Genomic DNA, 20,544 nt, shown 5'->3' on the forward strand with positions numbered 1-20,544 from the left:
CGGTCAGCTGGCTCCCATGTCTCTGGCGCAGCGGAAGCCGCTGAAGATCTGGCGCCGGATCGGGTAGTCCCAGTTGCGGAACGTGCCGCGGCAGGCCGCCACGTCGGTTCCGAACGAGCCACCGCGCAGGATCTTGTATCCGGGCCGGAAGAAGACCTCGGAGTACTCCCGGTACGGGAACGCGGTGAAACCGGGATAGCCGTGGAAGCCGGTGTCGCACCACTCCCACACGTCGCCGATCAACTGGTGCACGCCGAGCGGCGACGCGCCCTTCGGGTACGCACCGACCGGTGCCGGTGACAGGTGGCGCTGCCCGAGGTTGGCCCGCTCGGGCGTCCAGTCGTCGTCGCCCCAGGGGTTTCGCCGGCTGTGCCCCGTTGCCGGGTCGAACCTGGCTGCCTTCTCCCACTCGGCCTCGGTGGGCAGGCGTTTGCCCGCCCAGCGCGCGTATGCCTGCGCCTCGTGGAAGCAGACGTGCACCACCGGCTCGTCGGGGCGCACCGGTTCGGTGACGCCGAACCGGGTGTACGTCCCGTCGCCGTTCCAGTGCATCGGCCCGCCGAGCCCGGCTTCCTTGCGGTGTTTCCAGCCCTCGACGGTCCACCAGCGTTCGTCGTCGTAGCCGCCGGCGTCGACGAACGCCTGATACTCCGCGTTCGTGACCGGTGCCGCGTCGATGAAGTACGGCGGCAGGTGCACCTCGTGCGCCGGGCGTTCGTTGTCGAGCGCCCACGGGTCGGCCGACGTGCCCATGGTGAACGGGCCGCCGGCGACCAGCACCTCACCACGCACCGCAGTGCCGGACTCCGGCGGCGGCTCCGGTGGCGGCTGTGCGCCGAGCACCGCCGGACCGCGCCGGAGCTGGTGCGTGGCGAGCATCGTTTCGGCGTGCTGCTGCTCGTGCTGCACGATCATGCCGAACGCGAAGCCGCCCTCGGTGAGCCGCCGGCCTTCCAGCGCGACCGTGTCGACCAGGTCGAGCACCTTCGAACGCACCTGACCGATGTAGCGGCGCGCCTCGGCCGGGCCGAGCAACGGCAGGGCCGGCCGGTTGACCCGGGCGTGTTTGAACGCGTCGTACAACTCGTCGATGTCGGACCGCACCGGCTCGCGACCACCCACGTCGCGGACCAGCCACAGCTCCTCCTGGTTGCCGACGTGGGCCAGGTCCCACACCAGCGGCGACATCAACGGCGAGTGCTGGCGCACCAGGTCGCCGTCGTCGACGACATCGGTGAGGTACGTGGTGCGCTCACGGCTGCGGATCAACTCGGCGGCGACGCGCGAGCGCAGTTTCTCGATCGTCATTCCGTTCCCCTGATCTCGTCGAGGCGTCGCCGGATGAGGTCGCCGGCGAGTGCTGGCGCGTCGGCCGGCAGGTTCTCCAGCGCGAGCGCGAGCAGGTCGCGTGCCGCGGCGGCGATCGCGGGGTCGGCCGTGCCGCTGCGGGCGGCGACCTCCCACCGGTCGATCGCCGGCGCCGCGCGTCGCTCGGCCTCGGCGATGATCTCGGAACTGTTCAGCAGGGACGTGAGAGCGGTGACCGGAGCGATCCACTCGCCCGGGGGCTGCGTGTCGAGGTAGCGCACCTCCAGGTACCCGCGCGGGCGCACCGGCGGGAACAGCGTGGTGAGGTGGTACGACAGGTCGTCGTGCGTCGGCCGGGTGGGGAGCGCCCCGTTGATCCAGTCGGCGAACGTGGTTTCCGGCGGTGCCTGCCAGCAGTCGCCGTTGCGCCGTACGCACAGCAGCGGGGCGGTCATCGCATAACGCACCCAGGCGCCGACGGGATCGTGCTCGTCGTAGGCCGGTGCCGTGCGGCGCGGGTCGAGCCGGAGCCAGGCCCGCATGCGTGCCGACGCCCATCCGGTGTCGCGGCCGGCGTTCCGGTGCGAGTTGGCGAACGCCGCCAGCAACGCCGGGCCGAGCGCGTGCAGGGCCCGCCACCGTTCGTCGGGATTCGACCCGGCGTCGACACAGATCTGCAGGCCGGCCGTGCTGCGCATCATGACGTCGCCGTACGGCCGGTACGGCTGGAAGGCGTGCGTCATCGCCGCGTAGCGCGGGGTCTGTACCACGGGTGCCGGTGGCCGGTGCGGATCGATGCCGTTCGGGCCGAGTACCAGGCCTTGCCTGGCGAGGAGCCCTTCCAGAGCGGCGATGTCGCCTTCGACCCGTTCGTACAACTGGGCCAGGGACGCCGCTGGCGGGGTGGAGATCTCCACCTGACCGCCGGGCTCGACGGTGACTGGACTGCCGCCGGGAAGTGGCGACATCGGGCTGGTCGGATCAATGCTGTGTGGAGCGTGCGGGCCGAGTGCGGCCCGGAGTGCGGAGATGTCGAGGGGCCGGGTGGGGTCGTCGCCGTGATGGACGGTCCACTCCAGTTCGACGCCGGTGCGGGCCGGTGGCCCCGTCTTGAAACAGACCCGGGCTATGTAGCCCTCGGCCTCCGCCACCGAGTGAACGACGGCGGTGCCGTCGACAGTGATGGTCATCAATCCCTCCTGGGAGAGTCGGTCTTGCATTCGACCGTACCCAGGGGGAGTGACACTTCCACTGGAACGGGAGTTGGCCTTGGCACAAACTCCCTGATGAGATGACCGGTGGCTGGGGGGAATGTCGGTTTTTCCGGTGATTACCGGCGGTCAAGATCGCCGTTCTTGACGCCTTCGATGAACGTGCGCCACGCGGTGGCGTCGAACGCCAGTTCCGGGCTGAGCGGATCCTTCGAGTCACGCACCCGGATCTCCTCCGGCGTGCTGCTCGCACTGACCGTGGCCACCTCGACGCACGCGTTGGTCCCGCATCGCGTACTTCGCTGCCACGCCACTTGGCGTTTTTCGCACATCGTTGCCTCCCGATCGAAGTCGTTCGAACACACTATGCGATCGGGAAGCGGGCAGAAACGCCGTTCGAACCCTTCGTGGCGATTTGCCGGAAAGACGTTCATTGGCGTGCGACATGAACAAGCACGTGAACTTGCGAGGGCGCGCCGAGCCGTCTCTAGATGTCACCGGACGTCTAGGCGGCGCCCTCGCAAGGTCGATCACAGTGAAACGAACTCGCCCGCCACGGCCGCGGTGACGAATGCATTCCACGCTGACGGCTCGAAGCTGAGGATTGCGCTGTCGCGCACCTTCGAGTCGCGCACCAGAACGGACTCCGCCGTGCTGGCCATCTCCACGCAGCCTCCCGTTGAGCAGCGGCTACTGCGGTGCCAGCTCAGCTGCATGTGTCGCTGATCCACTAGACCGTCCCTTCTTTCATTCAGCCCGCTTTGACTTGTTCGCAGCAGGTCATCCGTGTGCGGGCTGGCAGAGTGGACAAACGGGACGGGCGCCTGCGCGCCGGCCGTTACGACTTCCGGCTGCGCGACCGCGGTGTGGTTGAGCGTGTGGACCTGGTCCCGGCCGCCGGGGGTACCGGCGGAACGGGGCTGGATTCGCTTAGCTCCTTCGCGCTTGCCGCAATCAGTTCCGCGGACGTTGGCTCGTCGAGCGCGGCACCCCAGAACAACTCGAAGATCCGTCGATGCCGACCAACACTGGATCTCTCTTCGACGATCTCGTCATTCAGGTGACTCTCCCGGTAAAGGATCTCGTTCGCCTCGGGGCCGGCGAGAGTGAGGAGATCGAACGGACCCATGCCAGGTAGCGGGGCGTCGGCCGTGTAGAGCAGTACCCGCAGGTGGATCGGCTTCTCGTCGGCGAGCCTCAGGAGATCGAGAAGCTGCTCGCTGGTGGTGCTGGCGTTGTGGATGCGCCGCTTCAGCACCGATTCTTCCAGGAGGAGGAAGGTCTCCGGGAAGTCGCGCCGGGCGAGCATCTCGCGTCGTCGCCGTGCACGCGTCTCCAGCCGTACCCGGATGACGTCTGACTCGAGCGCCTCGTGATGGCTGGTCAGGACGTAGTCGGAGTATGCGGCCGTCTGGAGTGGGCCGGGAATCATGATGTTCGTGAAGTGCCGGATCTGAACGGCTTCCGACTCGTACTGAACGAGTTGCCGGGAAGCGGGGGTGAGGTACTCGCGGACCTCGGACTCGTCCCACCACATCTGGCGACGTCGTGACGTCCGCGCGTCCTGGACGAGCCGGCCGACCTCTACCCTGTCGGTGATTCCCAGGTAGCCAAGCAGGGGACGGAGATCGTTGGGCGAGATGGTGACCTCGCCGCTCTCGATCCGGATCACCTTACTTGTCGACCATTCCATTTCCTCGGCGACCTGAGACTGGGTCAATCCCTGATCTTCGCGTGCTTTGCGCAGCACCAATCGCACGCGACGGCGGGCGCCTGCTGGCGAAGTCTCGGGCGAGGTCATGGCTCTCTGATAACTGTGACGACTGGTGTGGTGTTACGGCCTGCGAGCTAGCAGTTAGGAGTATGGCCGATAACGAGGACCCAAGTAGGCTACTAGCCAAAAGTGGACTTGTGGGGGCGGTCGGGGGCCGACCTCGAATCGATACGTATCCTTAACCAACCGCGGCGCGAGCCTCGCGAGAGGCTTCGAGTGCCCGGATCAAACCGCGCTTGACCTGGCCAAATGTCTGGGCGTCGGTGGTCGAGTAGATGCAGACCTCCAATCCTCGGTAGTTGGCGCGAAGCTGCCACCTCGGCCTTCTCGCGAACAGGAAAACCCCGCCGAATCCGGCCGAACCGAGGAGCGCGAGGGCGGTGACGGCCCAGGCGCCCGGAGAGTCCATCAGGGGACCGAAGGCCACGGCCAGTACGAGCGCGCCCGCCAAGGCGCTCCTGGTCGTCCGGTGTCCCACATCCGGATCGCCGCGAACCACGTGGATCCCGTGGAGGTCGGTGAGTGGATAGCGTTCGGGTGAGAAGAGGGTGGTGAATTCCTCCTGACTGATCACCAATTCCCTGCTTCGGTAGAAGACGGTCATGGTGTGCCTCCGTTCGGCGAGAGCGCCGAGGTAGTGCCGCAACCGGCTGGTTTCTGGGGTGTCCGAAAACAGTAACGCCGCGAGACCCCTGTTGGCTAGCATCCAAGTTGCGATGTGGCAGATGGCGAAGATATCACTTTGTGATCGCGCAAAGTGCTAGTCATTTTCACGTCTTCACCCGGCGGCTTCCGTCGCGCGCATGATCGCCCGACGAACCTGCCCGAATGTCTGCCGGTCTGCGGTGGAGTACACGCATACGTCCATGTCGCGATAGCGCGCGCGTAGTTCCCACACCCGCGGATATATGCGCTGACAGGCGCCGTTCGCGACCATGAAAACGGCGAATGCGGTGCCGGTCAGCGTCACCGTGGCGGTGGCATCGAGCACCGGCCACAGTGCGGCGGTCACCACGATTACGCCGCTGGTGGCATGTGCCGCCAGGGCGCGGTGCGGGTCGAGATCGCCCCGGACGATGCGCATGTCCGCCAGCTCGGCGAGCAGGATTCTGGTCTGCGGTCCGATGAGAATGATCGAATTTCGAGTGACGATCAACTCGTCGTTCTGGAAGTAGATCCCCATGGCGCGTCCCCCTCCGGCTGGTTGCGAGAGGCGGAATTGATGCGCAATGATGGCCCGTGGAGTTACCGACCTCTCGCAGTTGAGGTCGCAACGGCACCCGGTTGCCGCCGGGTGCCGTTGGTGTGAATGGGTTCTGGTTTGCCAGTATGCGGTGTGATGCGACGGTTGGCTAGAACCCAGTCTGCGATATCGCAGACTGGGTAAATGCTGATTGTGATCAGCCTGATGGCGCCATGGAATACGATCAATCGGTGCGGATCATCAAGTTCACCCATTCGTGCGTACGCCTGGAAAACGCGGGGCGGGCACTGGTCGTGGATCCGGGTACGTGGAGCGAGGCCGGTGCGTTGGTAGGTGCCGACGCGGTGCTCGTCACGCATGAGCACACCGACCACGTCGACACGCTGCGGCTCGCCGGAGCCGGCGCGCGGGTGTTCGTGCCGGAGGGGGCCGACCTGCCCGAACTCGCCCGGGTGCGCCCGTTCGACATCGTGCGGGTGTCGCCGGGCGACGAGTTCGAGGCGGCCGGGTTCCGCGTGCGTGCCGTCGGCGGGCAGCATGCCGTGGTGTACGGCGACCGGTCGAGCTGCGTCAACCTGGGCTACGTGGTCGACGGATCCGTCTACCACCCGGGCGACTCGCTCCACGTGCCCGACGCCGGCATCGAGACGCTCTTCGTGCCGTTGCAGGCATCGTGGCTGAAGACCGCCGAGGCGATCGACTTCGTGCGCGCCGTCGACCCCCGCCGCACGGTCCCCATCCACGAGGGTCAGGTGAACGAGCGCGGTCTCGACATGCTCAACCACCACCTGGCCGCCAACACGACGAACGGCTACCGCTACCTGGCGCCCCGCGAAGAGCTTTAGCGGCCCGCGAGCTCAGCGGCTCAGCCGCTGGTAGCGCCGCACCGACAACGGCACGAACACCGCGATCAACGCCAGCGGCCACAGCACCGCGATCAGCATCGCGTGGTCGGTGGCCCACGACGGCTCGCCCCACGTCGGATTGCCGAACAGGTCACGGCAGGCGACCGCGGTGGCCGACATCGGATTCCACTCGGCCGCCGCGCCGAGCCAGCCCGGCATGGTGTCGGGCGCGGCGAACGTGCTGGAGACGAAGGCGAACGGCCACACCAGGATCTGCAGCGCGATCGCGCCCTCGGGCTTGCCGATCACCAGGCCGATGTAGATGCCCATCCACAGGAACGCGAACCGGAGCAGCAACAGCAGCGCGACGGCCAGCATGGTTTCGGCCGCCGTTCCATGGGAATGCCACCCGACCAGTTGACCGCCGATCATGAGCACGCCCAGCCCCAGGGCCGAGTTGAGCATGTCGGCCACGCTGCGCCCGACCACCACCGCCGAGGGTGCCATCGGCATCGAGCGGAACCGGTCGGTGATGCCCCGCGCGGCGTCGGTGGCGACCGCGATCGTGGTGGACTCGATGCCGAACAGCATCGCCAGCGCGAACATCCCGGGCATCAGGAACTCGAAGTAGTCGCCGCCGGGCACCGCCATCGCGCCGCCGAGCAGGTACCCGAACATCAGCATCATGAGCACCGGGAACAGGAGACCGAGCAGCAGGACCCCGGGCTCGCGCACCCACCGGTCGAGGCTGCGCAGGGTCACGGTCCAGCCGTCGGCGACGGCCCATCGCAGCGAGTTCATGCTTTCACTCCCGTTCGGTGCAGGAAGACCTCGTCGAGCGTCGGCCGGCGCAGGTTGATGTCGGCGGCCTCCAGTCCCGCGTCATCGAGAACGCGCAGCGTCTCGGCGAGCGCCGCCATGCGATCGCGCACCGCGACGCTCACGCGGCGCAGTTCGGGTTCGACCCGGACCTCGCCCGGCTCGGCCGACACCATGCCGCCGAGCAGCTCGGTGGCGCGGGCGAGGTCGTCGGGCCGGCGCAGCACGACGTCGACGCGGTCGCCGCCGAGCGAGGCCTTGAGCTCGTCGGGCGTGCCGGTGCTGACCGCGCGGCCGGCGTCGACGAGACAGATGGAGTCGGCGAGCTGGTCGGCCTCGTCGAGGTACTGGGTGGTGAGCAGCACGGTGGTGCCGGCCGCGACGAGTTCGCGCACCGCGTCCCATACCTCCGCCCGGCCCCGGGGATCGAGCCCGGTGGTCGGCTCGTCGAGGAAGAGGACCGCCGGGGCGAGGATGAGGCCCGCGGCGAGGTCGAGCCGCCGGCGCATGCCGCCGGAGTAGTTCTTGACGGCCTTGGTGCCGGTGTCGGCGAGGCCGAAGCGCGCCAGCAGTTCGTCGGCGCGGGTTCGGGCGCGGGCCTTGCCGAGGTGGAAGAGCCGGCCGAACATCACCAGGTTCTGGCGTCCGCTGAGCACCTCGTCGACGGCGGCGTGCTGGCCGACGAGGCCGATGCGCCGGCGGACCTCGGCCGCCTGCCGGGCGACGTCGTAACCGGCGACGGTGGCGCGACCCCCGTCGAGGCGCAGGAGGGTCGAGAGGATGCGGACGGCGGTGGTCTTGCCCGCGCCGTTCGGTCCGAGCAGGGCGCACACCGAGCCGGCCGGCACCACCAGGTCGAACCCGTCGAGGGCGGCGGTATCGCCGTACCGCTTCCGGAGGCCTTCGGCCACGAGTATCTCCATACGACGTATAGTATACGGTGTACGGAGAAGCGGCAAGGAGAATGAACCCGTGGCAACCGAGTACACCGGCACCGGCGACCCCGTCCGCAGCATGGAACTGCTGTGGGGGGTCGAGGACACCCCCGGAACGAAGCGCGGCCCGCGCCCCCGACTGCGCATGGCCGAGGTCGTCCAGAAGGCCATCGCGCTCGCCGACCGTCACGGCCTGGCCGCGCTGAGCATGCGCCGGCTGGCCGAGGAGCTCGGCGTCACCGCGATGTCGCTGTACACCTACGTCCCCGGCAAGGGCGAACTACTCGACCTGATGACCGACGCGGTCTGCGCCGAGACCGCCCGGCCGGAACCCGGCGGCCGCACCTGGCGCGAGCGGCTGACCCAGATCGCGACCGAGAACTGGGCGCTCTACCAGCGTCACCCGTGGCTGCTGCAGGTGGCCACCAACCGGCCGGTGCTCGGCCCGAACCTGATCGCGAAGTACGACTACGAGCTGCGGGCCGTCGACGGGCTGGGGCTCACCGACGTCGAGATGGACATGACGATCGCGCTGCTGGCCGACTTCGTGCACGGCTCGGTGCGGGGCGAGGTCAACCAGGCGCAGGCCCAGCAGCACACCGGCATGACCGAACTCGAGTGGTGGGAGAAGTTCCAGCCGTTGCTGGCAAAGGTCTACGACGCCGAGCGGTTCCCGACCGCCACGCGGGTGGGCGCGGCGGCGGGGGAGGAGTTCCAGGCCGCGTCGGCGCCGCAGCGCACGTTCACGTTCGGGCTGGAAAGGCTGTTGGACGGCGTGGAGAAACTCATTCAGACCAGGTCGTAGGCGCGCAGCCAGAGTTCGAGCGTCAACACCAGCCACAGCTTCCCGCCCTGCCGCGGCAGCAACGCGCCCTCGCCGCGCAGCCACGACCGCACGGTGCGCACGTCGAACAGCGGGTGCGAGCGCCGGTCGAGCAGCACCTCGTGCGTGAGTGTCCGAAGTGGACCGGTGAGCCACTGCTGCACCGGCACCCGCATCCCGCTCTTCGGCCGGTCGACGATCGTGCGCGGCAACAGGTCCCGCACCGCTTCCTTGAGGACCCATTTCTCGCTCGTGCCATGGAGTTTGAGGCGCGGGGGGACGGTGAACGCGTGGTCGACGACGGCCGGCGCGAACAGCGGCGACCGCCCCTGCAGGCCGCGGGCCGCGGTGAGCCGCTCCACCTTGGTGAGGATGTGGTGGGCGCCCTTGGTGCGCAGATTGCAGTGCAGCAACCGGTTCAGGAGCGAGTCCATCGGCCCGTCGAGGTACGGCGCGACGAACCGTTCCAGCGGCGCACCCCGCCCGTCCGTCCTCAGCAGCGTCGGCAGGTCTTCGTAGCACTTGCGGTACGAGCGCAGGTAGGCGGTGGCGCGGGCCGCCGGCGCGGTGTCCTCGCGGTGCATCTCGTAGATGAGCATCGGCAGGTTCTTCGGGCCGCCGAACACGGGGTCGCCGCCCTCGCCGTTGAGCACCACCGTGAGGCCGTCGGCGGCGGCCGCCTCGGCGAGCAACAGGTTCGGGACGGTGAGCGGATCGCGGACCGGGCTGTCGAGCAGCGCGACGGTCTCGGCCAGCCGGCTGGCGATGGCTTCCCCGGGTACGGCGAGCACCGTGTGCGTCGTGTGGCAGTGCGCCGCCACCAGACCCGAGTACGCGAGTTCGTTGGGCAGCTCGGAACCGAAGCTGATCGAGTACGTGCGCACGGTCTGGTCGTGCGACTTGGCCGCCAGCGCCGTCACGAGGCTGCTGTCGATCCCGCCCGACAGCAGCACGCCCACCGGTTCACCGGCCGGCAGCCGGCTCGCGGTCGCCTCCTCCAGCAACGCCCGCAGCCGCCGCGGGTGGTCGTCGGCCGCGACGATCCGCTCCTCGGGTTCCCAGAACGTTTCGTCCACTGTGGACGCGTCCGGCCGCAACCGCAGCACCCGTCCCGGCAGCACGTCGCGCACCCCGCTGACGAGCGTCTCGTCGCCGGGCAGGTAGGCGAACGTCAGGAAGGACCGGACCGCGTCGAGGTTGAGGCCCGCGCGCAGGCTCGGCGTCCGCCGCAGCGCCAGAAGGCTCGTGGACGCACACCAGCCGGCCCCGCCGTACCCGTAGAACACGGTGCGGGTGCCCACGTGGTCGCGCACGAGTACGAGGTCGTCGCCGTCGGCGATCGCGAGCACGAACATGCCGTCGGCGCGGCGAAGGCCGTCGCTGCCAAGGCTTTTCCAGACGCGGAGCAGGAGTTCGGTGTCGGAGCAGCCGTCGGGTGCCGTTCCACCGAGCGTGGCCCGCAGCGTGCGTCCATTGTGGAGGGTCACCTCGCCGACGGCCGTGAGTTCGCCGACGCGCACAGGCCCCGTCGCGAAGCCCGGCTCGTCCGGCAACAGCCGCACCGCCGACCGGTCGGCCCACAGTCTAGGCATCGGTCACCCGCTCACCCGAAGTCGTCACCGGAGTCGCCGCCGTCGTCGTCGGTCCACGCGCCGCCGCCGTCTCCGCCGTCGCCGCCGCCGTCGTTCGAACTGCTCTGCGCCTGTTGCTGCTGGCGCCGCAGTTCGTCCTCCTCCATCGCCGAGAGTGCCAGCGGTGGCGCGACGATGGCGCCCAGCGCGAAGCCGGCCCCCGCCGCGGCGAGCAGCCGCCCGACCCGTCCACCGAACGTGGTGCGGTTGACGGTGAGCGACCGGTCGCCCCACGCGGTGCGGCCGTAACCCTGATCGCGGCCGTAGAGCACCCGACCGTCGGCGAACGTCCGCTTGATGATGCGCCCGCCCAACGCTTCGTCGGTGCCGCTGCCGCCGGCGTTGTCGCGCCAGTGCACCAGCGTTCCGTGGCCGCGCCACCGCCATTCCTCGCGGCCGTCGGAGAACCGGCGGTGCACGCTGCCGTCGGACAGCAGTTCGTCGGTGAACGACACGTCGCGGTAGGCCATCAGGACGCTCCGGTGCTGTTAAGCAGCTGATTTGTCGCCGAGTGAGGCGACTCGGGGGCGGGCCAACTGAGATAGCCGGTCGCGGCCAGGCGGCGCAGCCGGGGCAGCGAACGGCGGGCCCGGTACTGCTCCCGCACCAGCCGGTGCACGGTGCGCAGCAGGCGGGCCGGGTTGACCGCGGCCACCTCCGCGACCCGTCCGGCCCGGGGCAGGTGCAGCGCCGCCGCGTGCACCGGCCGCAGACCCAACGGAACCACGGGTGTTTCCTCCGCCCAGCCGGTGACCGCATCGATCGTGGCGGCACCCGTGTCGCCGGTGTCGTGCAGCACGTACACCCGGCCGGTGCCCGCCTCCAGCGCGGCCCGCAGCCGGTGGTCGAGTGGCAGGTCGTCGGCGGCGAAGACGGGGCAGACCGACTCCATGTGCAGTCCGTTGGCCAGCAGCATGTCGGCGATCCCGCGGTCCTGGCAGACGAGCACCCGCGGCAGCCCGTACTCGAACACCTCGGGCGGCGGTGCGGGAGCCGGCCGGCGCGGCGCGGTGAGCAGCCCGGGTACCTCGCCGGGCCAGCGGCTCAGCGTCCGCTGGAACCGGCCGTAGCCGATGGGTGCCGGCACGGTGAACCTGAGCCGGCGCGGCGCATGGCACAGCGGTTGCAGGGTGCGGCACAGCTCGAAGTAGAGCTGCCGTTCGGTGAACAGGATTCCGCCGGGCGCGCCGGCCCGCGCCACCGCGCGGCGGAGCGCCGCGCTGATCATCGGGTCGATCATCACTGCTGGCCAGAATCTCAGAAACCTGCGCACGACGACCGCCTCCGCTCCGCTCCGGCAGTCATCGTGCGGTCGGCCAGCTCATGAAGCCGACCGCGGCGGCGGCCCGCTCGTCGGGATCGGCGTTCCGGTTGACGGCGGCGGTCACGCGGTTGATGAGGTTCGAGGGGCGGACCGACTCGATCGGCGTCCACCAGCCCTTGGCGAGCCACGTCACCTCGTCGTCGTCGAGCAGCCGGCTGGCCCGCAGCCAACCCAACACGTCGTCGGCCGCCCGCGGCTGCCGGAGGCGGAGCGCGGCCGCCGCAGTGCGCGCGGCCTTGGGACGCGGCGTCAGGTCGGTCACCACCCGCTGCCCGAACGTCGCCCGGGCCTGGCCCGCGAAGTGGTACCCGGCCACGCTGACGTCGTGCAGCAGCGCGATCGGGACGTCGGGTGGCACCTGGTCGAACGAGTACGCCAGCGTCACCCGGTGCCGGTTCACGACGTCGTTGATGCGCAACGCGGCGAGCGCCGACCGCTTCGGCGCGAGCACCACGAGCACCGGCGTCGACGAGTGCTCGGGCAGGTTCGACAACTCCCGGTCGCGGACGAGCCCGGGCAGGTCCTGCCCGTACGTCTGGCGCCAGCCCTCGACGGCGACCGTGTGGAAGCTGGTGCGGTCCATCGGCGGGTCGATCCGGCGGGTGTGCCGGGTGGAGATGCGGTAGGCGAAGTAGATCGTCCAGCCGAGAACTATCAGCGCCACGGGTAGCAACAGGATCGGGAGGTCGGCGGCCAGCGCGGTGACGGTGAGGATCACCACGGGGAACATCATCAGCGTCAGCGCGGCGACCGGGCCGCATCCTCTGCCGCGCACCGCCTTGCGCGACGCGTTGAAGTAGAGCTGGTTCACCGTGTACCGGTACAAACCGTTGCCGCTGAGCTGCTGCGACAGCCGCTGGAGCTTCACGTCGTGCAGCCGCAACGGGTTGTCCTTGGGCTCCACGGCGAAGCGTTTCCGGCAGGAACTGCACGTCTTGCCGCCGCGGTCCTTGTACTTGAGGTTGGTGGTGCAGTGCGGACAGATCATCGTCGTGCCTCCAGCCGGTGCGCGGCCCGGCGCAGGCGGCCGGCGATCCGTTCCCGCCAGGTCATCGTCTCGGGCCCGTTGTCGGCCTCCAGCGCCCGCAGCGCCTTGGCCAGAGCGGGAAAGGCGCCGTTCTCGGCGCCGCGCGCCTCGGCGGCCGGCGCCGTGATCGCGTAGTCCTCGTGGTCGATGCCGTATCCGGTGTTGGCGGCCAGGATCAGCAGCGGATTTCCGGCGCGGTTGCCGAACGAGTGGGGCATCATTGCCGGGATGCGGATCAGCGTGCCGGGGGTCAGGGCCACCCGTACGCCGCGCTCGGTGTCGAGGTCGTACAGGCCGCACGAGGCGTACCCGAGGCTCAACACGAAGTGCTCGCCGCCGTGCGCGTGCGGGGTGAACGCGCTGTGCGGGCTCACCACGCCGAGCTTGAACGTGGCGTTGCTCGGACGTTCCGGAGAGGTGGCGGCGTCGCCGATGAAGTACCGGGCCCGCTGCGCCGGGTCGATGAACGGGAGGAAGCCGTCGGGTTCGGCCACGCCGGCACGAGTGCGACGAATCGCCGCGCCGTCGGCAGGGAACGAGTAGACCTCTACCCCGGGCGGCAGTTCTGCTTCGCCGCCGGGCGGGTGTACCCGTCTCACGCTGGCGAGGCTACCTGCCGCCGGCCACAACGATGCGAATTCGAGGAGGACACCGGTGAAGTACCTGCTGTTGATCTTCGCAAACGAGGAGACGAAGGAGATCCTGGACAGGGACCGGGACAAAATCTGGGCCGAGGTCGACGAGCTGATGGCCGAACTGACCGAGTCGGGCGAGTGGGTGAGCGGGCACGGCCTCGGCTCGCCCGATCAGGCCCGGCGGGTGCGGGTCCAGGCCAGCGTGCCGGTGGTGACCGACGGCCCGTTCGCCGAGGCGAAGGAGCACATCGCCGGCTACTGCGTGGTGGACTGCGCGTCCGTCGAGCGGGCAACCGAGATCGCGGCCCGGTGGCCCGATGCCCGGCTCGGCGGCATGGAGGTCTGGCCGATGCTGGGCTGATGAACGGGCTGGAGCTCGCCGGGGCGTTCTACCGGGAGGCCGTCGCACCGCTGATCGCTGACCTGCCGCACGCGGCCGCGCTGCTGGGTCCCGGTTCGGAGGTGCTCGGGTACGACGACGTCGTGTCCACCGACCACGACTTCGGGCCGCGCGTCCAGGTCTTCGTGCCGTCGCCGGGCGACGTCGCGCCGGTGTCCGCCCGGCTGGCCGACCTGCCGGCCGAGTTCGGCGGGTTTCCCGTGCGGTATGCGCGGAGCGGGAGCGTCGAGGTGATCCATCACGTCGAGGTGTGGACCGTCGAGGGGTTCTTCGGCGCGCAGCTCGGTGTCGACCCGGCCGGCGGGATGGCGCTCGCCGACTGGCTGCTCGCGCCGACGCAGGTGCTCGCCACCCTCACCGCCGGCGCGGTGTTCCACGACCCGGCCGGTGAGCTGGACCGGCGGCGGAGCGCCCTGCGGTGGTATCCCGACGACGTCTGGCGGTACGCGCTGGCGGCCGGATGGTTGCGGGTCGGCCAGGAGGAGCCGTTCGTCGGGCGCACCGGTGCCGCCGGCGACGACCTCGGGTCGCGGATCCTCGCCGCCCGCCTGGTGCGCGACCTGATGCGGCTGGCGTTTCTCGTCGAGCGGCGGTGGGCGCCGTACGGGAAGTGGTTCGGGCGGGCGTTCGGTGAGCTCGGGTCGGCTGCGTCCGTCCACAGTGGATTGATGGCGGTGCTCACCGCGTCACATTGGCGCGACCGCGAGGGTGAGCTGGTTGCGGCCGCGAGCGTTCTCGCGGCCGCGACCAATGATCTGGGACTCTGTGAGCCCGTGCCGCCGGCGCCGCGGCGATTCTACGAGCGGGACGTGCGCGTGCTCGGCGCGGAGCGGTTGACCGTCGCGCTGACCGCGGCGGTGACCGATCCGGCGGTGCTCGCCCTCCTCGGGCGGCTCGGACACCGGGCGGGGACGGCGATCGGGCGGCTGCCCGGCACGGTCGACCAGGTGGCCGACTCCACCGACGTACTGTCCGCTGTGGACAGAGCCCGGGTCACCCCGCTGCTGGGGCTGCTCCTGAGTTGATCATGTAGTCGGGTTCTTCGCGCGGGCCTCCAGCAGGGCGCGCTCGCGGTCGTTGCGGGTCATGCCGGCGGCGCGGGTGAACTCGGCGCTGGCCTCGGTGCTCCGTCCGAGCCGGGCCAGCAGGTCGCCGCGCACGCTGGGCAGCAGGTGGTAGTCCTTCAGTTGCGGGTTGTCGGCCAGCGTGTCGACGATGTCGAGCCCCGCCTGCGGCCCGAACGCCATCGCCACCGCGACGGCCCGGTTGAGCTCCACGATCGGGCTGGGATCGATCTCGATCAGCTCGCGGTAGTGCACCGCGATCCGCACCCAGTCGGTCTCCTCGGCCGTGCGCGCGCGGCCGTGGCAGGCGGCGATCGAGGCCTGCAGCAGGTACGGCCCGCGCTTCTCCCCGGCGGCCTCCGCGCCCTTCGCGAGTGCGGCCAGGCCGTGCCGGATCAGCAGTTGGTTCCAGCGCGAGCGGTCCTGGTCGAGCAGCCGGATCGGCTCGCCGTTGGCGCCGGTGCGGGCGTTCGCGCGGGACGCCTGGATCTCCATCAGCGCCACGAGACCGTGCACCTCCGGTTCGGTGGGCATCAGTCCGGCGAGGATACGGCCGAGCCGCGTCGCTTCGTCACATAGTTCCGGCCGCATCCAGTCGCCGCCCGCGGTGGCCGCGTAGCCCTCGTTGAAGATCAGGTAGATCGCTTCGAGGACGGCCGCCAGCCGGTCGGCGCGCTCCGCTTTCCCCGGCACCTCGAAGGGGACCCTGGCGTCGGCGAGCGTCCGCTTGGCCCGGGTGATGCGCTGGGCGATCGTGGTCTCGGACACCAGGAACGCGCGTCCGATCTCATCGGTGCGCAATCCACCGATCACCTTGAGCGTCAACGCGACGCGCGAGTCCATCGTGAGGCTCGGGTGGCACGAGACGAACATCAGCCGCAGGATGTCGTCCTCGATCGAGTCCGCTTCCTGGATCTCGACCGGTTCCTCCTCTTCACTGAGGTCCCGGCCGATCTCGGTGAGCTTGCGCTGGTAGGTCTGCTGGCGCCGGATGTGGTCGATGGCCCGCCGCTTCGCGATGGTCACCAGCCAGGCACCGGGGTTGTCGGGCACGCCCGTCTTCGGCCACTGCTCCAGCGCGGCCACGAGCGCGTCCTGGGCGAACTCCTCCGCCTGGCCGACGTCGCCGACGATGCGGGCCACCCCGCCGACGACACGGGCGCATTCGATGCGCCAGACGGCTTCGACGGTGCGCCTCGGGTCAGTCATGACGTCTTTATATACGCCGGGAGGCCGGGACCCTCGGGTCGCCGGCCTCCCTTGCGGATGTGTCTTTACTGGTGGCCCGCCGGGTCGGGTTCCTTCTCGAGCGGGACCGGGCTTCCCTCGACCGCGGCCGGCACGGGCGCCGTCTCGCGGGCCCGGTCGCCGTGGCCGGGCCACCAGGCGGCGTGCCCGATGAGTGCGGTGAACGAGGGGACGAAGAAGTAGGACATGACGAACGCGGAGAGCACGATGCCGATGGCGACCGCGAAGCCCATCTGCTGCAGGAACGAGATCGGTGCCAGCATCAGGACGCCGAAGGTGCCGGCGAGGATGAGGCCTGCCGCGGCGACGGTGGGTCCGCCGTGTTCGACGCCGAGTGCGGCCGCTTCGCGTGGTTCGTGGCCTTCCCGGGCTTCTTCGCGTAGTCGGGCGATCATGAGGATGTTGTAGTCGGTGCCGATGGCGACGACGAACAGGTACAGGATGATCGGCAACTGGAACGTGACGCCCGGTTCGCCCTGGATTCCCTGGAACACGTAGACCGTGGCGCCGAGCGTGGCCGCGAAGTTGAGCAGCACCGCGATCACCAGGTAGATCGGTGCCACGAGGCTGCGCAGCAGCAGGGCCAGGATGATGGCGATCAGCACGGCGGCCACCGGCAGGATCACCGACAGGTCGCGGTTGTTGGCCGAGTTGATGTCGGCGAACACGGCGGTGATGCCGCCGACGAGCGCCTTGGTGCCGTCGGGCGCGTTGTCGTGTGCCCAGTCGCGCAGGTCGTCGCGGACCAGTTCGATCGCCTCGTTCGACGAGGCGTTGTACTTGAGCAGCAGGTCGACCCGGGCGACGCTCGGATCGGTGCTGGGCGGGGCCGGCTCCACCTGGGCCACGCCGGGCGCGCTCTTCGCCGCGTCCGAGAACTGCTTGACCTTGTCTTCGCTGATCGGTGAGCCGTCGGTGGTCTGCAGGTACACCTCGGTCGGCTGGCCGGCGCCGGCCGCGAACGACTTGCTCAGGTCTGCCTGCGCCTGAGCGGACTCGGTGTCCTGCGGGAAGCCGGAGCTGAAGTCGTAGTTGGCCTTGTAGATCAGTACCCCGCTGGCCAGCGCCACCAGGATCAGGCCGGACACCGCCGCGGTGAGGGCCGGCCGGTTGCCGACGAGCACGCCGAGTTTGCGGGAGAGGCTGGCCTTGGGCTGCTTCTGCCAGGCCTTGGAGGGCCAGAAGACGAACCGGCCGAGTTTGGAGACGATGGCGGGGATCAGCGTCAGTGAGGTGATGAGCATGACGCCGACGGCGATGGCGAGGCCGGGGCCGAGGGAGCCGAAGAAGCCGAGGGAGGCGAGGAGGAGGACGAGGAAGGCGACGACGACGGCGCCGGCGGCGGAGGCGATGACTTCGCCGACGCGTTCGACGGTGGTGACCATGGCGGTCTTTTTGTCGTCGCCGGCGCGTAGGCGTTCGCGGTAGCGGAAGAGGATGAACAGGATGTAGTCGGTGCCGATGCCGAACAGGACGATGAGGAGGATGGTTTGGAGGTCTTGTCCGACGTTCCAGTCGAGGGCTTTGCCGACGATGCCGATGACGCCGGTGGTGACCGATAGGACGATGCTGATGACGACGATGGGTAGCAGGGCCGCGATGGGGCTGCGGAAGATGACCAGGATCAGCCCGATGATGAGCACGATGGTGGCGACGCCGACGAGAGCGAACGCGCTGTTGAACGTGTCCTCGTTGTCGACGAACGACGCGACGTCACCGCCGACCTGGGCCTTGAGGCCGGTGCCGTTGAGCTCCTGACCGAGCGCGGTGCGCAGCTGGCGAATGGCTTCCAGCAGTTCCGGATCGTCGGGCGTGTCCGCCTTCATTCCGACGTTGATCAGCTGGATCGACTTGTCCGGCGCCATGAGCTGCGGGCCGGTCACATAGGTCTGGGTCCGCGGGATCCCCTTGGTCTCGAGCTTGCCGGCGACCTCCACGACCTTGGCCGTGTCGGCCTCGGTCAGCGGCGAACCGTCTGACCTCTTCACCACCACGAGCGCGCTCGACGTCGCTTGTTGCGGGAACGCCTTCTGCGCCAGCGTGATCGCCTTCACCGACTCGTACTTGCTCGGCAGGAAGTCGCTCTGCTCCGCCGAGGTGATATCACTTAATGACGGTGAGAGGCCGATGATCGCGGCGGAGGCGACGAGCCAACCGGCGATCACCCACCAGGCTCTACGCACGACGAATCTGCCCAGCCAGCCGAACATTGCTCCCCCTTGGTGCCGGTCTAGTCCAGGGGAGAGCGTATCGGTGCCCGTTGCGGCGTTGCGTCATACCTCGGACGCAGTGACCTCTACGCCGTTGGTCGTATTCGACAGGTGCGAATGCCCCTAGGGGATCACTCCTACCCGAACGTGCAGCAGGTGAGCGGGCCGCCGGGGCCGGGCTCCCACCTGCGCGGGGGTGTGATCGGCTCGAGCGACTCGACCGGCTCGGTGATCTCGCCGGCCAGCGTGTGTCCGCTGGCTACTCCGATGTGTGGCGCCGCGGGCAGCGTGACCGATGCCAGCGTGAGTACCAGAACAGCGAGCCTTCGCAACCTCATGTGCGCTCCAGCCATCGACGGAGGTGCCCAGCTATACTCCGGCAGTAGACCAGGGAGACAGGGTTGAGTCAACAGAGTCAACAAGCCGTGTTCGGCCGCCGCCTGCGGCAGCTCCGTACGGCCAAGGGCCTCACGCAGCGGGAACTCGCCGGTGACTCGCTGTCGGTCAGCTACGTCTCCCTGCTGGAGGCCGGTCGCCGCACGCCCACCGACGGCACGGTGCGCGTCCTCGCCTCGACGCTGGGATGCACCGAGGCCGAGTTGATGGGCGGCCAACCGCTGCCGGCCGAGCGGCCCGCGGTGCTCACCGTGCGGCTGGGCCAGCTGGCGCTGGCCGGCGACAACGCCACCGAGGCACACGGTCACTTCACCACCGCGCTGAGCACGCCCGACCTCGACCCGTTGCTGCGCACGGAGGCCACCATCGGCGCGGCGCAGTCGCTGGAGCGGCAGGGCCGGCTGCGCGAGGCGGCGCTCATCTACGAGAAGCTCGTCCAGGAGGCCGTGCACGATCCGTCGTATCACGCGTCCATCAAGGTGGTCATCGGCTGGTGCCGGTGCCTGTACGAGCTCGGCGAGCTCACGCGCGTCACCGAAATCGGCGCCGCCACGATGCAGGAACTCGACCGGCTTTCGGCCTGGCAGTCCGATTCCGCGGTGGAGCTCCTCGCGACGATCGCGGCCGCGCACTTCGAACTCGGCGACCTTCAGCAGGCCGAGCGCCTGTTGCGGGAAGGGCTGGAGCGGGCCGAGCGGATGAGTTCGCCACGGGCGCGGGCGGCGGTGCTGTGGAACGCCAGTCACCTGGCCAGCGAGCGCGGTCAGCACCGCGAGGCGCTCGAACTGGCCGAGGAGGCGCTGGCCTACTTCCGGCACGGCAGCGACCGGCGCAGCGCCGCCCGGTTGCTCAGCCAGTACGGGTACCTGCTGCTGCGGCAGGAGCCGCCGCGCGTCGACGAGGCACGGTCGACGCTGGAGGAGGCGCTGGCGATCCTGCGCGAGCACGGCGCCCGCTACGAACTGGGTTACGTGCTCACGGAGTTGTCCCGCGCGTACCTGCTCAAGGGCGAGGTCGCCGGCGCCGTCGACGCGGCCGAGCAGTCTCTCGACGAACTGGGCCCGGAGGCGGCGCTGGAACGTGCCCGCGCCGCGACGGCGCTGGCGGCGGCGCTTGCGGCCGACGGTGCCCGCGAGCGAGCCGCCGAGCTGTTCACCACGGCGGCCGAGACGCTGGGCCAGATGAAGACGTCGCGGCAGGCCGCCCGGGCGTGGGTGGAGCTGGGCGAGATGCTCGTCCAGGCGGGCGATCCGACCGCGGCGGTCGACGCGTTCCGCAAGGCAACGGCGGCGATGAATCTGGGTGCCGCGCCGTCCAAGCCCGCCGGCGGCGAGTTGCCGGTCGTCTAGGGCCGGCCGGGCCCGCGGCCCAGGCTCTCCACAGTGGACGGACGGCGCCGAGGCCCGGAACCGGCGGCGGTCAGGTAGTAGATCTTGGCGGCTGCCAGTGCGAGGTCCTCGAGCAGGCCGGGTACGGGCTCTTTGTCGACCTTGGCTGGCGGCGGGCCGCTCCGGCCGTACTGCGTTGTCATGATCGGAATTCTCACCCTGTTTACTCGCGTCAGTCAATAGGTTGACTGGCTGCTTTGCCCCGTGTCACATCTCCCGTTGCCGACGAGTGGCGGGCCGCTGGTCGGAGGTGCCCGACGGCCGGTCGGGTGATCCGTGGCCGACCGGTCAGTGGACGGACG

The 20,544-nt window shown here is 69.6% G+C and carries 23 protein-coding genes; 5 read left to right on the forward strand and 18 right to left on the reverse strand.

Annotation, left to right across the window (positions count from 1 at the left end; translation table 11 throughout):
- Nucleotides 1-3: 3 nt before the first annotated feature.
- From egtB to Vau01_RS37435, 7 genes are all read right to left on the reverse strand, one after another.
- Nucleotides 4-1,308 carry an ergothioneine biosynthesis protein EgtB gene (egtB, locus tag Vau01_RS37405; RefSeq protein ID WP_204003568.1) on the reverse strand — a complete coding sequence of 435 codons (1,305 nt, stop codon included), beginning with the start codon at nucleotides 1,306-1,308 and terminating at the stop codon, nucleotides 4-6.
- Entirely contained in the window at nucleotides 1,305-2,498 is a 1,194-nt protein-coding gene (gene egtA, locus Vau01_RS37410; RefSeq protein ID WP_204003570.1) for an ergothioneine biosynthesis glutamate--cysteine ligase EgtA, read from the reverse strand. Before egtA ends, egtB begins: the two co-directional genes overlap by 4 nt.
- A gap of 140 nt (nucleotides 2,499-2,638) precedes the next feature.
- Nucleotides 2,639-2,953: a DUF397 domain-containing protein gene (locus Vau01_RS37415; RefSeq protein WP_308440505.1), complete on the reverse strand. Its 315-nt coding sequence runs from the start codon at nucleotides 2,951-2,953 to the stop codon at nucleotides 2,639-2,641.
- A 96-nt stretch (nucleotides 2,954-3,049) separates the two neighbouring features.
- Entirely contained in the window at nucleotides 3,050-3,235 is a 186-nt protein-coding gene (locus tag Vau01_RS37420; RefSeq protein ID WP_204003574.1) for a DUF397 domain-containing protein, read from the reverse strand.
- Nucleotides 3,236-3,357: 122 nt separating this feature from the next.
- The gene (locus Vau01_RS37425) at nucleotides 3,358-4,320 is read right to left on the reverse strand and encodes a helix-turn-helix domain-containing protein (RefSeq protein WP_204003576.1); all 963 of its coding nucleotides are present in this window, start codon (nucleotides 4,318-4,320) and stop codon (nucleotides 3,358-3,360) included.
- A 151-nt stretch (nucleotides 4,321-4,471) separates the two neighbouring features.
- Nucleotides 4,472-4,897: a DUF6232 family protein gene (locus Vau01_RS37430; protein WP_204003578.1), complete on the reverse strand. Its 426-nt coding sequence runs from the start codon at nucleotides 4,895-4,897 to the stop codon at nucleotides 4,472-4,474.
- A gap of 174 nt (nucleotides 4,898-5,071) precedes the next feature.
- A complete protein-coding gene (locus Vau01_RS37435; protein WP_204003581.1) occupies nucleotides 5,072-5,476 on the reverse strand; it encodes a DUF6232 family protein in 405 nt (134 codons plus the stop codon).
- Nucleotides 5,477-5,727: 251 nt separating this feature from the next.
- Here Vau01_RS37435 and Vau01_RS37440 point away from each other — a divergent pair, with 251 nt between their 5' ends.
- Nucleotides 5,728-6,342, forward strand: a complete 615-nt coding sequence (locus tag Vau01_RS37440) for an MBL fold metallo-hydrolase (protein WP_204003584.1) — start codon at nucleotides 5,728-5,730, stop codon at nucleotides 6,340-6,342.
- Nucleotides 6,343-6,354: 12 nt separating this feature from the next.
- Here the strand turns inward: Vau01_RS37440 and Vau01_RS37445 are convergent, their stop codons facing one another.
- Complete coding sequence (locus tag Vau01_RS37445) at nucleotides 6,355-7,143, reverse strand: ABC transporter permease (RefSeq protein WP_204003587.1); 789 nt, start codon at nucleotides 7,141-7,143, stop codon at nucleotides 6,355-6,357.
- A complete protein-coding gene (locus tag Vau01_RS37450; protein WP_204003600.1) occupies nucleotides 7,140-8,084 on the reverse strand; it encodes an ATP-binding cassette domain-containing protein in 945 nt (314 codons plus the stop codon). Before Vau01_RS37450 ends, Vau01_RS37445 begins: the two co-directional genes overlap by 4 nt.
- 49 nt (nucleotides 8,085-8,133) lie before the next feature.
- Here Vau01_RS37450 and Vau01_RS37455 point away from each other — a divergent pair, with 49 nt between their 5' ends.
- The gene (locus Vau01_RS37455; RefSeq protein ID WP_204003602.1) at nucleotides 8,134-8,901 is read left to right on the forward strand and encodes a TetR/AcrR family transcriptional regulator; all 768 of its coding nucleotides are present in this window, start codon (nucleotides 8,134-8,136) and stop codon (nucleotides 8,899-8,901) included.
- Here the strand turns inward: Vau01_RS37455 and Vau01_RS37460 are convergent.
- The 5 genes from Vau01_RS37460 to Vau01_RS37480 all read right to left on the reverse strand — a co-directional run bounded on the left by Vau01_RS37460 (nucleotide 8,886) and on the right by Vau01_RS37480 (nucleotide 13,500).
- A complete protein-coding gene (locus Vau01_RS37460; RefSeq protein WP_204003605.1) occupies nucleotides 8,886-10,511 on the reverse strand; it encodes an asparagine synthetase B family protein in 1,626 nt (541 codons plus the stop codon). The genes Vau01_RS37455 and Vau01_RS37460 overlap by 16 nt on opposite strands.
- Nucleotides 10,512-10,522: 11 nt before the next feature.
- Nucleotides 10,523-11,020, reverse strand: a complete 498-nt coding sequence (locus Vau01_RS37465) for a hypothetical protein (protein WP_204003606.1) — start codon at nucleotides 11,018-11,020, stop codon at nucleotides 10,523-10,525.
- Nucleotides 11,020-11,778, reverse strand: a complete 759-nt coding sequence (locus tag Vau01_RS37470) for a hypothetical protein (RefSeq protein ID WP_204003611.1) — start codon at nucleotides 11,776-11,778, stop codon at nucleotides 11,020-11,022. The genes Vau01_RS37465 and Vau01_RS37470 overlap by 1 nt, the downstream gene beginning before the upstream one ends.
- 73 nt (nucleotides 11,779-11,851) lie before the next feature.
- Nucleotides 11,852-12,862, reverse strand: coding sequence for a hypothetical protein (locus tag Vau01_RS37475; RefSeq protein WP_204003614.1), 1,011 nt, complete (start codon nucleotides 12,860-12,862; stop codon nucleotides 11,852-11,854).
- Nucleotides 12,859-13,500: a cupin domain-containing protein gene (locus tag Vau01_RS37480; protein ID WP_204003617.1), complete on the reverse strand. Its 642-nt coding sequence runs from the start codon at nucleotides 13,498-13,500 to the stop codon at nucleotides 12,859-12,861. The genes Vau01_RS37475 and Vau01_RS37480 overlap by 4 nt, the downstream gene beginning before the upstream one ends.
- A gap of 55 nt (nucleotides 13,501-13,555) precedes the next feature.
- Here Vau01_RS37480 and Vau01_RS37485 point away from each other — a divergent pair, with 55 nt between their 5' ends.
- The gene (locus Vau01_RS37485) at nucleotides 13,556-13,897 is read left to right on the forward strand and encodes a YciI family protein (RefSeq protein WP_204003620.1); all 342 of its coding nucleotides are present in this window, start codon (nucleotides 13,556-13,558) and stop codon (nucleotides 13,895-13,897) included.
- Entirely contained in the window at nucleotides 13,897-14,961 is a 1,065-nt protein-coding gene (locus Vau01_RS37490; RefSeq protein ID WP_204003622.1) for a DUF4037 domain-containing protein, read from the forward strand. The genes Vau01_RS37485 and Vau01_RS37490 overlap by 1 nt, the downstream gene beginning before the upstream one ends.
- Here the strand turns inward: Vau01_RS37490 and Vau01_RS37495 are convergent, their stop codons facing one another.
- The 3 genes from Vau01_RS37495 to Vau01_RS37505 all read right to left on the reverse strand — a co-directional run bounded on the left by Vau01_RS37495 (nucleotide 14,962) and on the right by Vau01_RS37505 (nucleotide 18,796).
- A complete protein-coding gene (locus tag Vau01_RS37495) occupies nucleotides 14,962-16,209 on the reverse strand; it encodes an RNA polymerase sigma factor (protein WP_204003625.1) in 1,248 nt (415 codons plus the stop codon).
- 65 nt (nucleotides 16,210-16,274) lie between these two features.
- Entirely contained in the window at nucleotides 16,275-18,458 is a 2,184-nt protein-coding gene (locus tag Vau01_RS37500; protein WP_204003629.1) for an MMPL family transporter, read from the reverse strand.
- Nucleotides 18,459-18,595: 137 nt separating this feature from the next.
- Entirely contained in the window at nucleotides 18,596-18,796 is a 201-nt protein-coding gene (locus Vau01_RS37505) for a hypothetical protein (RefSeq protein WP_204003632.1), read from the reverse strand.
- Nucleotides 18,797-18,859: 63 nt separating this feature from the next.
- Between Vau01_RS37505 and Vau01_RS37510 the strand changes: the two genes are divergently transcribed.
- Nucleotides 18,860-20,203: a tetratricopeptide repeat protein gene (locus Vau01_RS37510; RefSeq protein ID WP_204003635.1), complete on the forward strand. Its 1,344-nt coding sequence runs from the start codon at nucleotides 18,860-18,862 to the stop codon at nucleotides 20,201-20,203.
- Here Vau01_RS37510 and Vau01_RS37515 read toward each other — a convergent pair.
- Nucleotides 20,200-20,385, reverse strand: a complete 186-nt coding sequence (locus Vau01_RS37515) for a hypothetical protein (protein WP_204003643.1) — start codon at nucleotides 20,383-20,385, stop codon at nucleotides 20,200-20,202. The two genes, Vau01_RS37510 and Vau01_RS37515, sit on opposite strands and share 4 nt — an antisense overlap.
- Nucleotides 20,386-20,544: the final 159 nt, after the last annotated feature.

This window comes from Virgisporangium aurantiacum, from assembly GCF_016863635.1.
GTDB lineage: Bacteria > Actinomycetota > Actinomycetes > Mycobacteriales > Micromonosporaceae > Virgisporangium > Virgisporangium aurantiacum.

What these genes read in the sequence shown, in the direction of transcription:
- Vau01_RS37435 (WP_204003581.1), bottom strand. Translation starts at nt 5,476, where the DNA reads ATGGGGATCTACTTCCAGAACGACGAGTTGATCGTCACTCGAAATTCG.
- Vau01_RS37465 (WP_204003606.1), bottom strand. Translation starts at nt 11,020, where the DNA reads ATGGCCTACCGCGACGTGTCGTTCACCGACGAACTGCTGTCCGACGGC.
- Vau01_RS37445 (WP_204003587.1), bottom strand. Translation starts at nt 7,143, where the DNA reads ATGAACTCGCTGCGATGGGCCGTCGCCGACGGCTGGACCGTGACCCTG.
- Vau01_RS37450 (WP_204003600.1), bottom strand. Translation starts at nt 8,084, where the DNA reads ATGGAGATACTCGTGGCCGAAGGCCTCCGGAAGCGGTACGGCGATACC.
- Vau01_RS37460 (WP_204003605.1), bottom strand. Translation starts at nt 10,511, where the DNA reads ATGCCTAGACTGTGGGCCGACCGGTCGGCGGTGCGGCTGTTGCCGGAC.
- Vau01_RS37500 (WP_204003629.1), bottom strand. Translation starts at nt 18,458, where the DNA reads ATGTTCGGCTGGCTGGGCAGATTCGTCGTGCGTAGAGCCTGGTGGGTG.
- egtA (WP_204003570.1), bottom strand. Translation starts at nt 2,498, where the DNA reads ATGACCATCACTGTCGACGGCACCGCCGTCGTTCACTCGGTGGCGGAG.
- Vau01_RS37495 (WP_204003625.1), bottom strand. Translation starts at nt 16,209, where the DNA reads ATGACTGACCCGAGGCGCACCGTCGAAGCCGTCTGGCGCATCGAATGC.
- Vau01_RS37475 (WP_204003614.1), bottom strand. Translation starts at nt 12,862, where the DNA reads ATGATCTGTCCGCACTGCACCACCAACCTCAAGTACAAGGACCGCGGC.
- Vau01_RS37420 (WP_204003574.1), bottom strand. Translation starts at nt 3,235, where the DNA reads ATGCAGCTGAGCTGGCACCGCAGTAGCCGCTGCTCAACGGGAGGCTGC.
- Vau01_RS37415 (WP_308440505.1), bottom strand. Translation starts at nt 2,953, where the DNA reads ATGAACGTCTTTCCGGCAAATCGCCACGAAGGGTTCGAACGGCGTTTC.
- Vau01_RS37425 (WP_204003576.1), bottom strand. Translation starts at nt 4,320, where the DNA reads ATGACCTCGCCCGAGACTTCGCCAGCAGGCGCCCGCCGTCGCGTGCGA.
- Vau01_RS37490 (WP_204003622.1), top strand. Translation starts at nt 13,897, where the DNA reads ATGAACGGGCTGGAGCTCGCCGGGGCGTTCTACCGGGAGGCCGTCGCA.
- Vau01_RS37470 (WP_204003611.1), bottom strand. Translation starts at nt 11,778, where the DNA reads ATGATCAGCGCGGCGCTCCGCCGCGCGGTGGCGCGGGCCGGCGCGCCC.
- Vau01_RS37505 (WP_204003632.1), bottom strand. Translation starts at nt 18,796, where the DNA reads ATGAGGTTGCGAAGGCTCGCTGTTCTGGTACTCACGCTGGCATCGGTC.
- Vau01_RS37515 (WP_204003643.1), bottom strand. Translation starts at nt 20,385, where the DNA reads ATGACAACGCAGTACGGCCGGAGCGGCCCGCCGCCAGCCAAGGTCGAC.
- Vau01_RS37430 (WP_204003578.1), bottom strand. Translation starts at nt 4,897, where the DNA reads ATGACCGTCTTCTACCGAAGCAGGGAATTGGTGATCAGTCAGGAGGAA.
- egtB (WP_204003568.1), bottom strand. Translation starts at nt 1,308, where the DNA reads ATGACGATCGAGAAACTGCGCTCGCGCGTCGCCGCCGAGTTGATCCGC.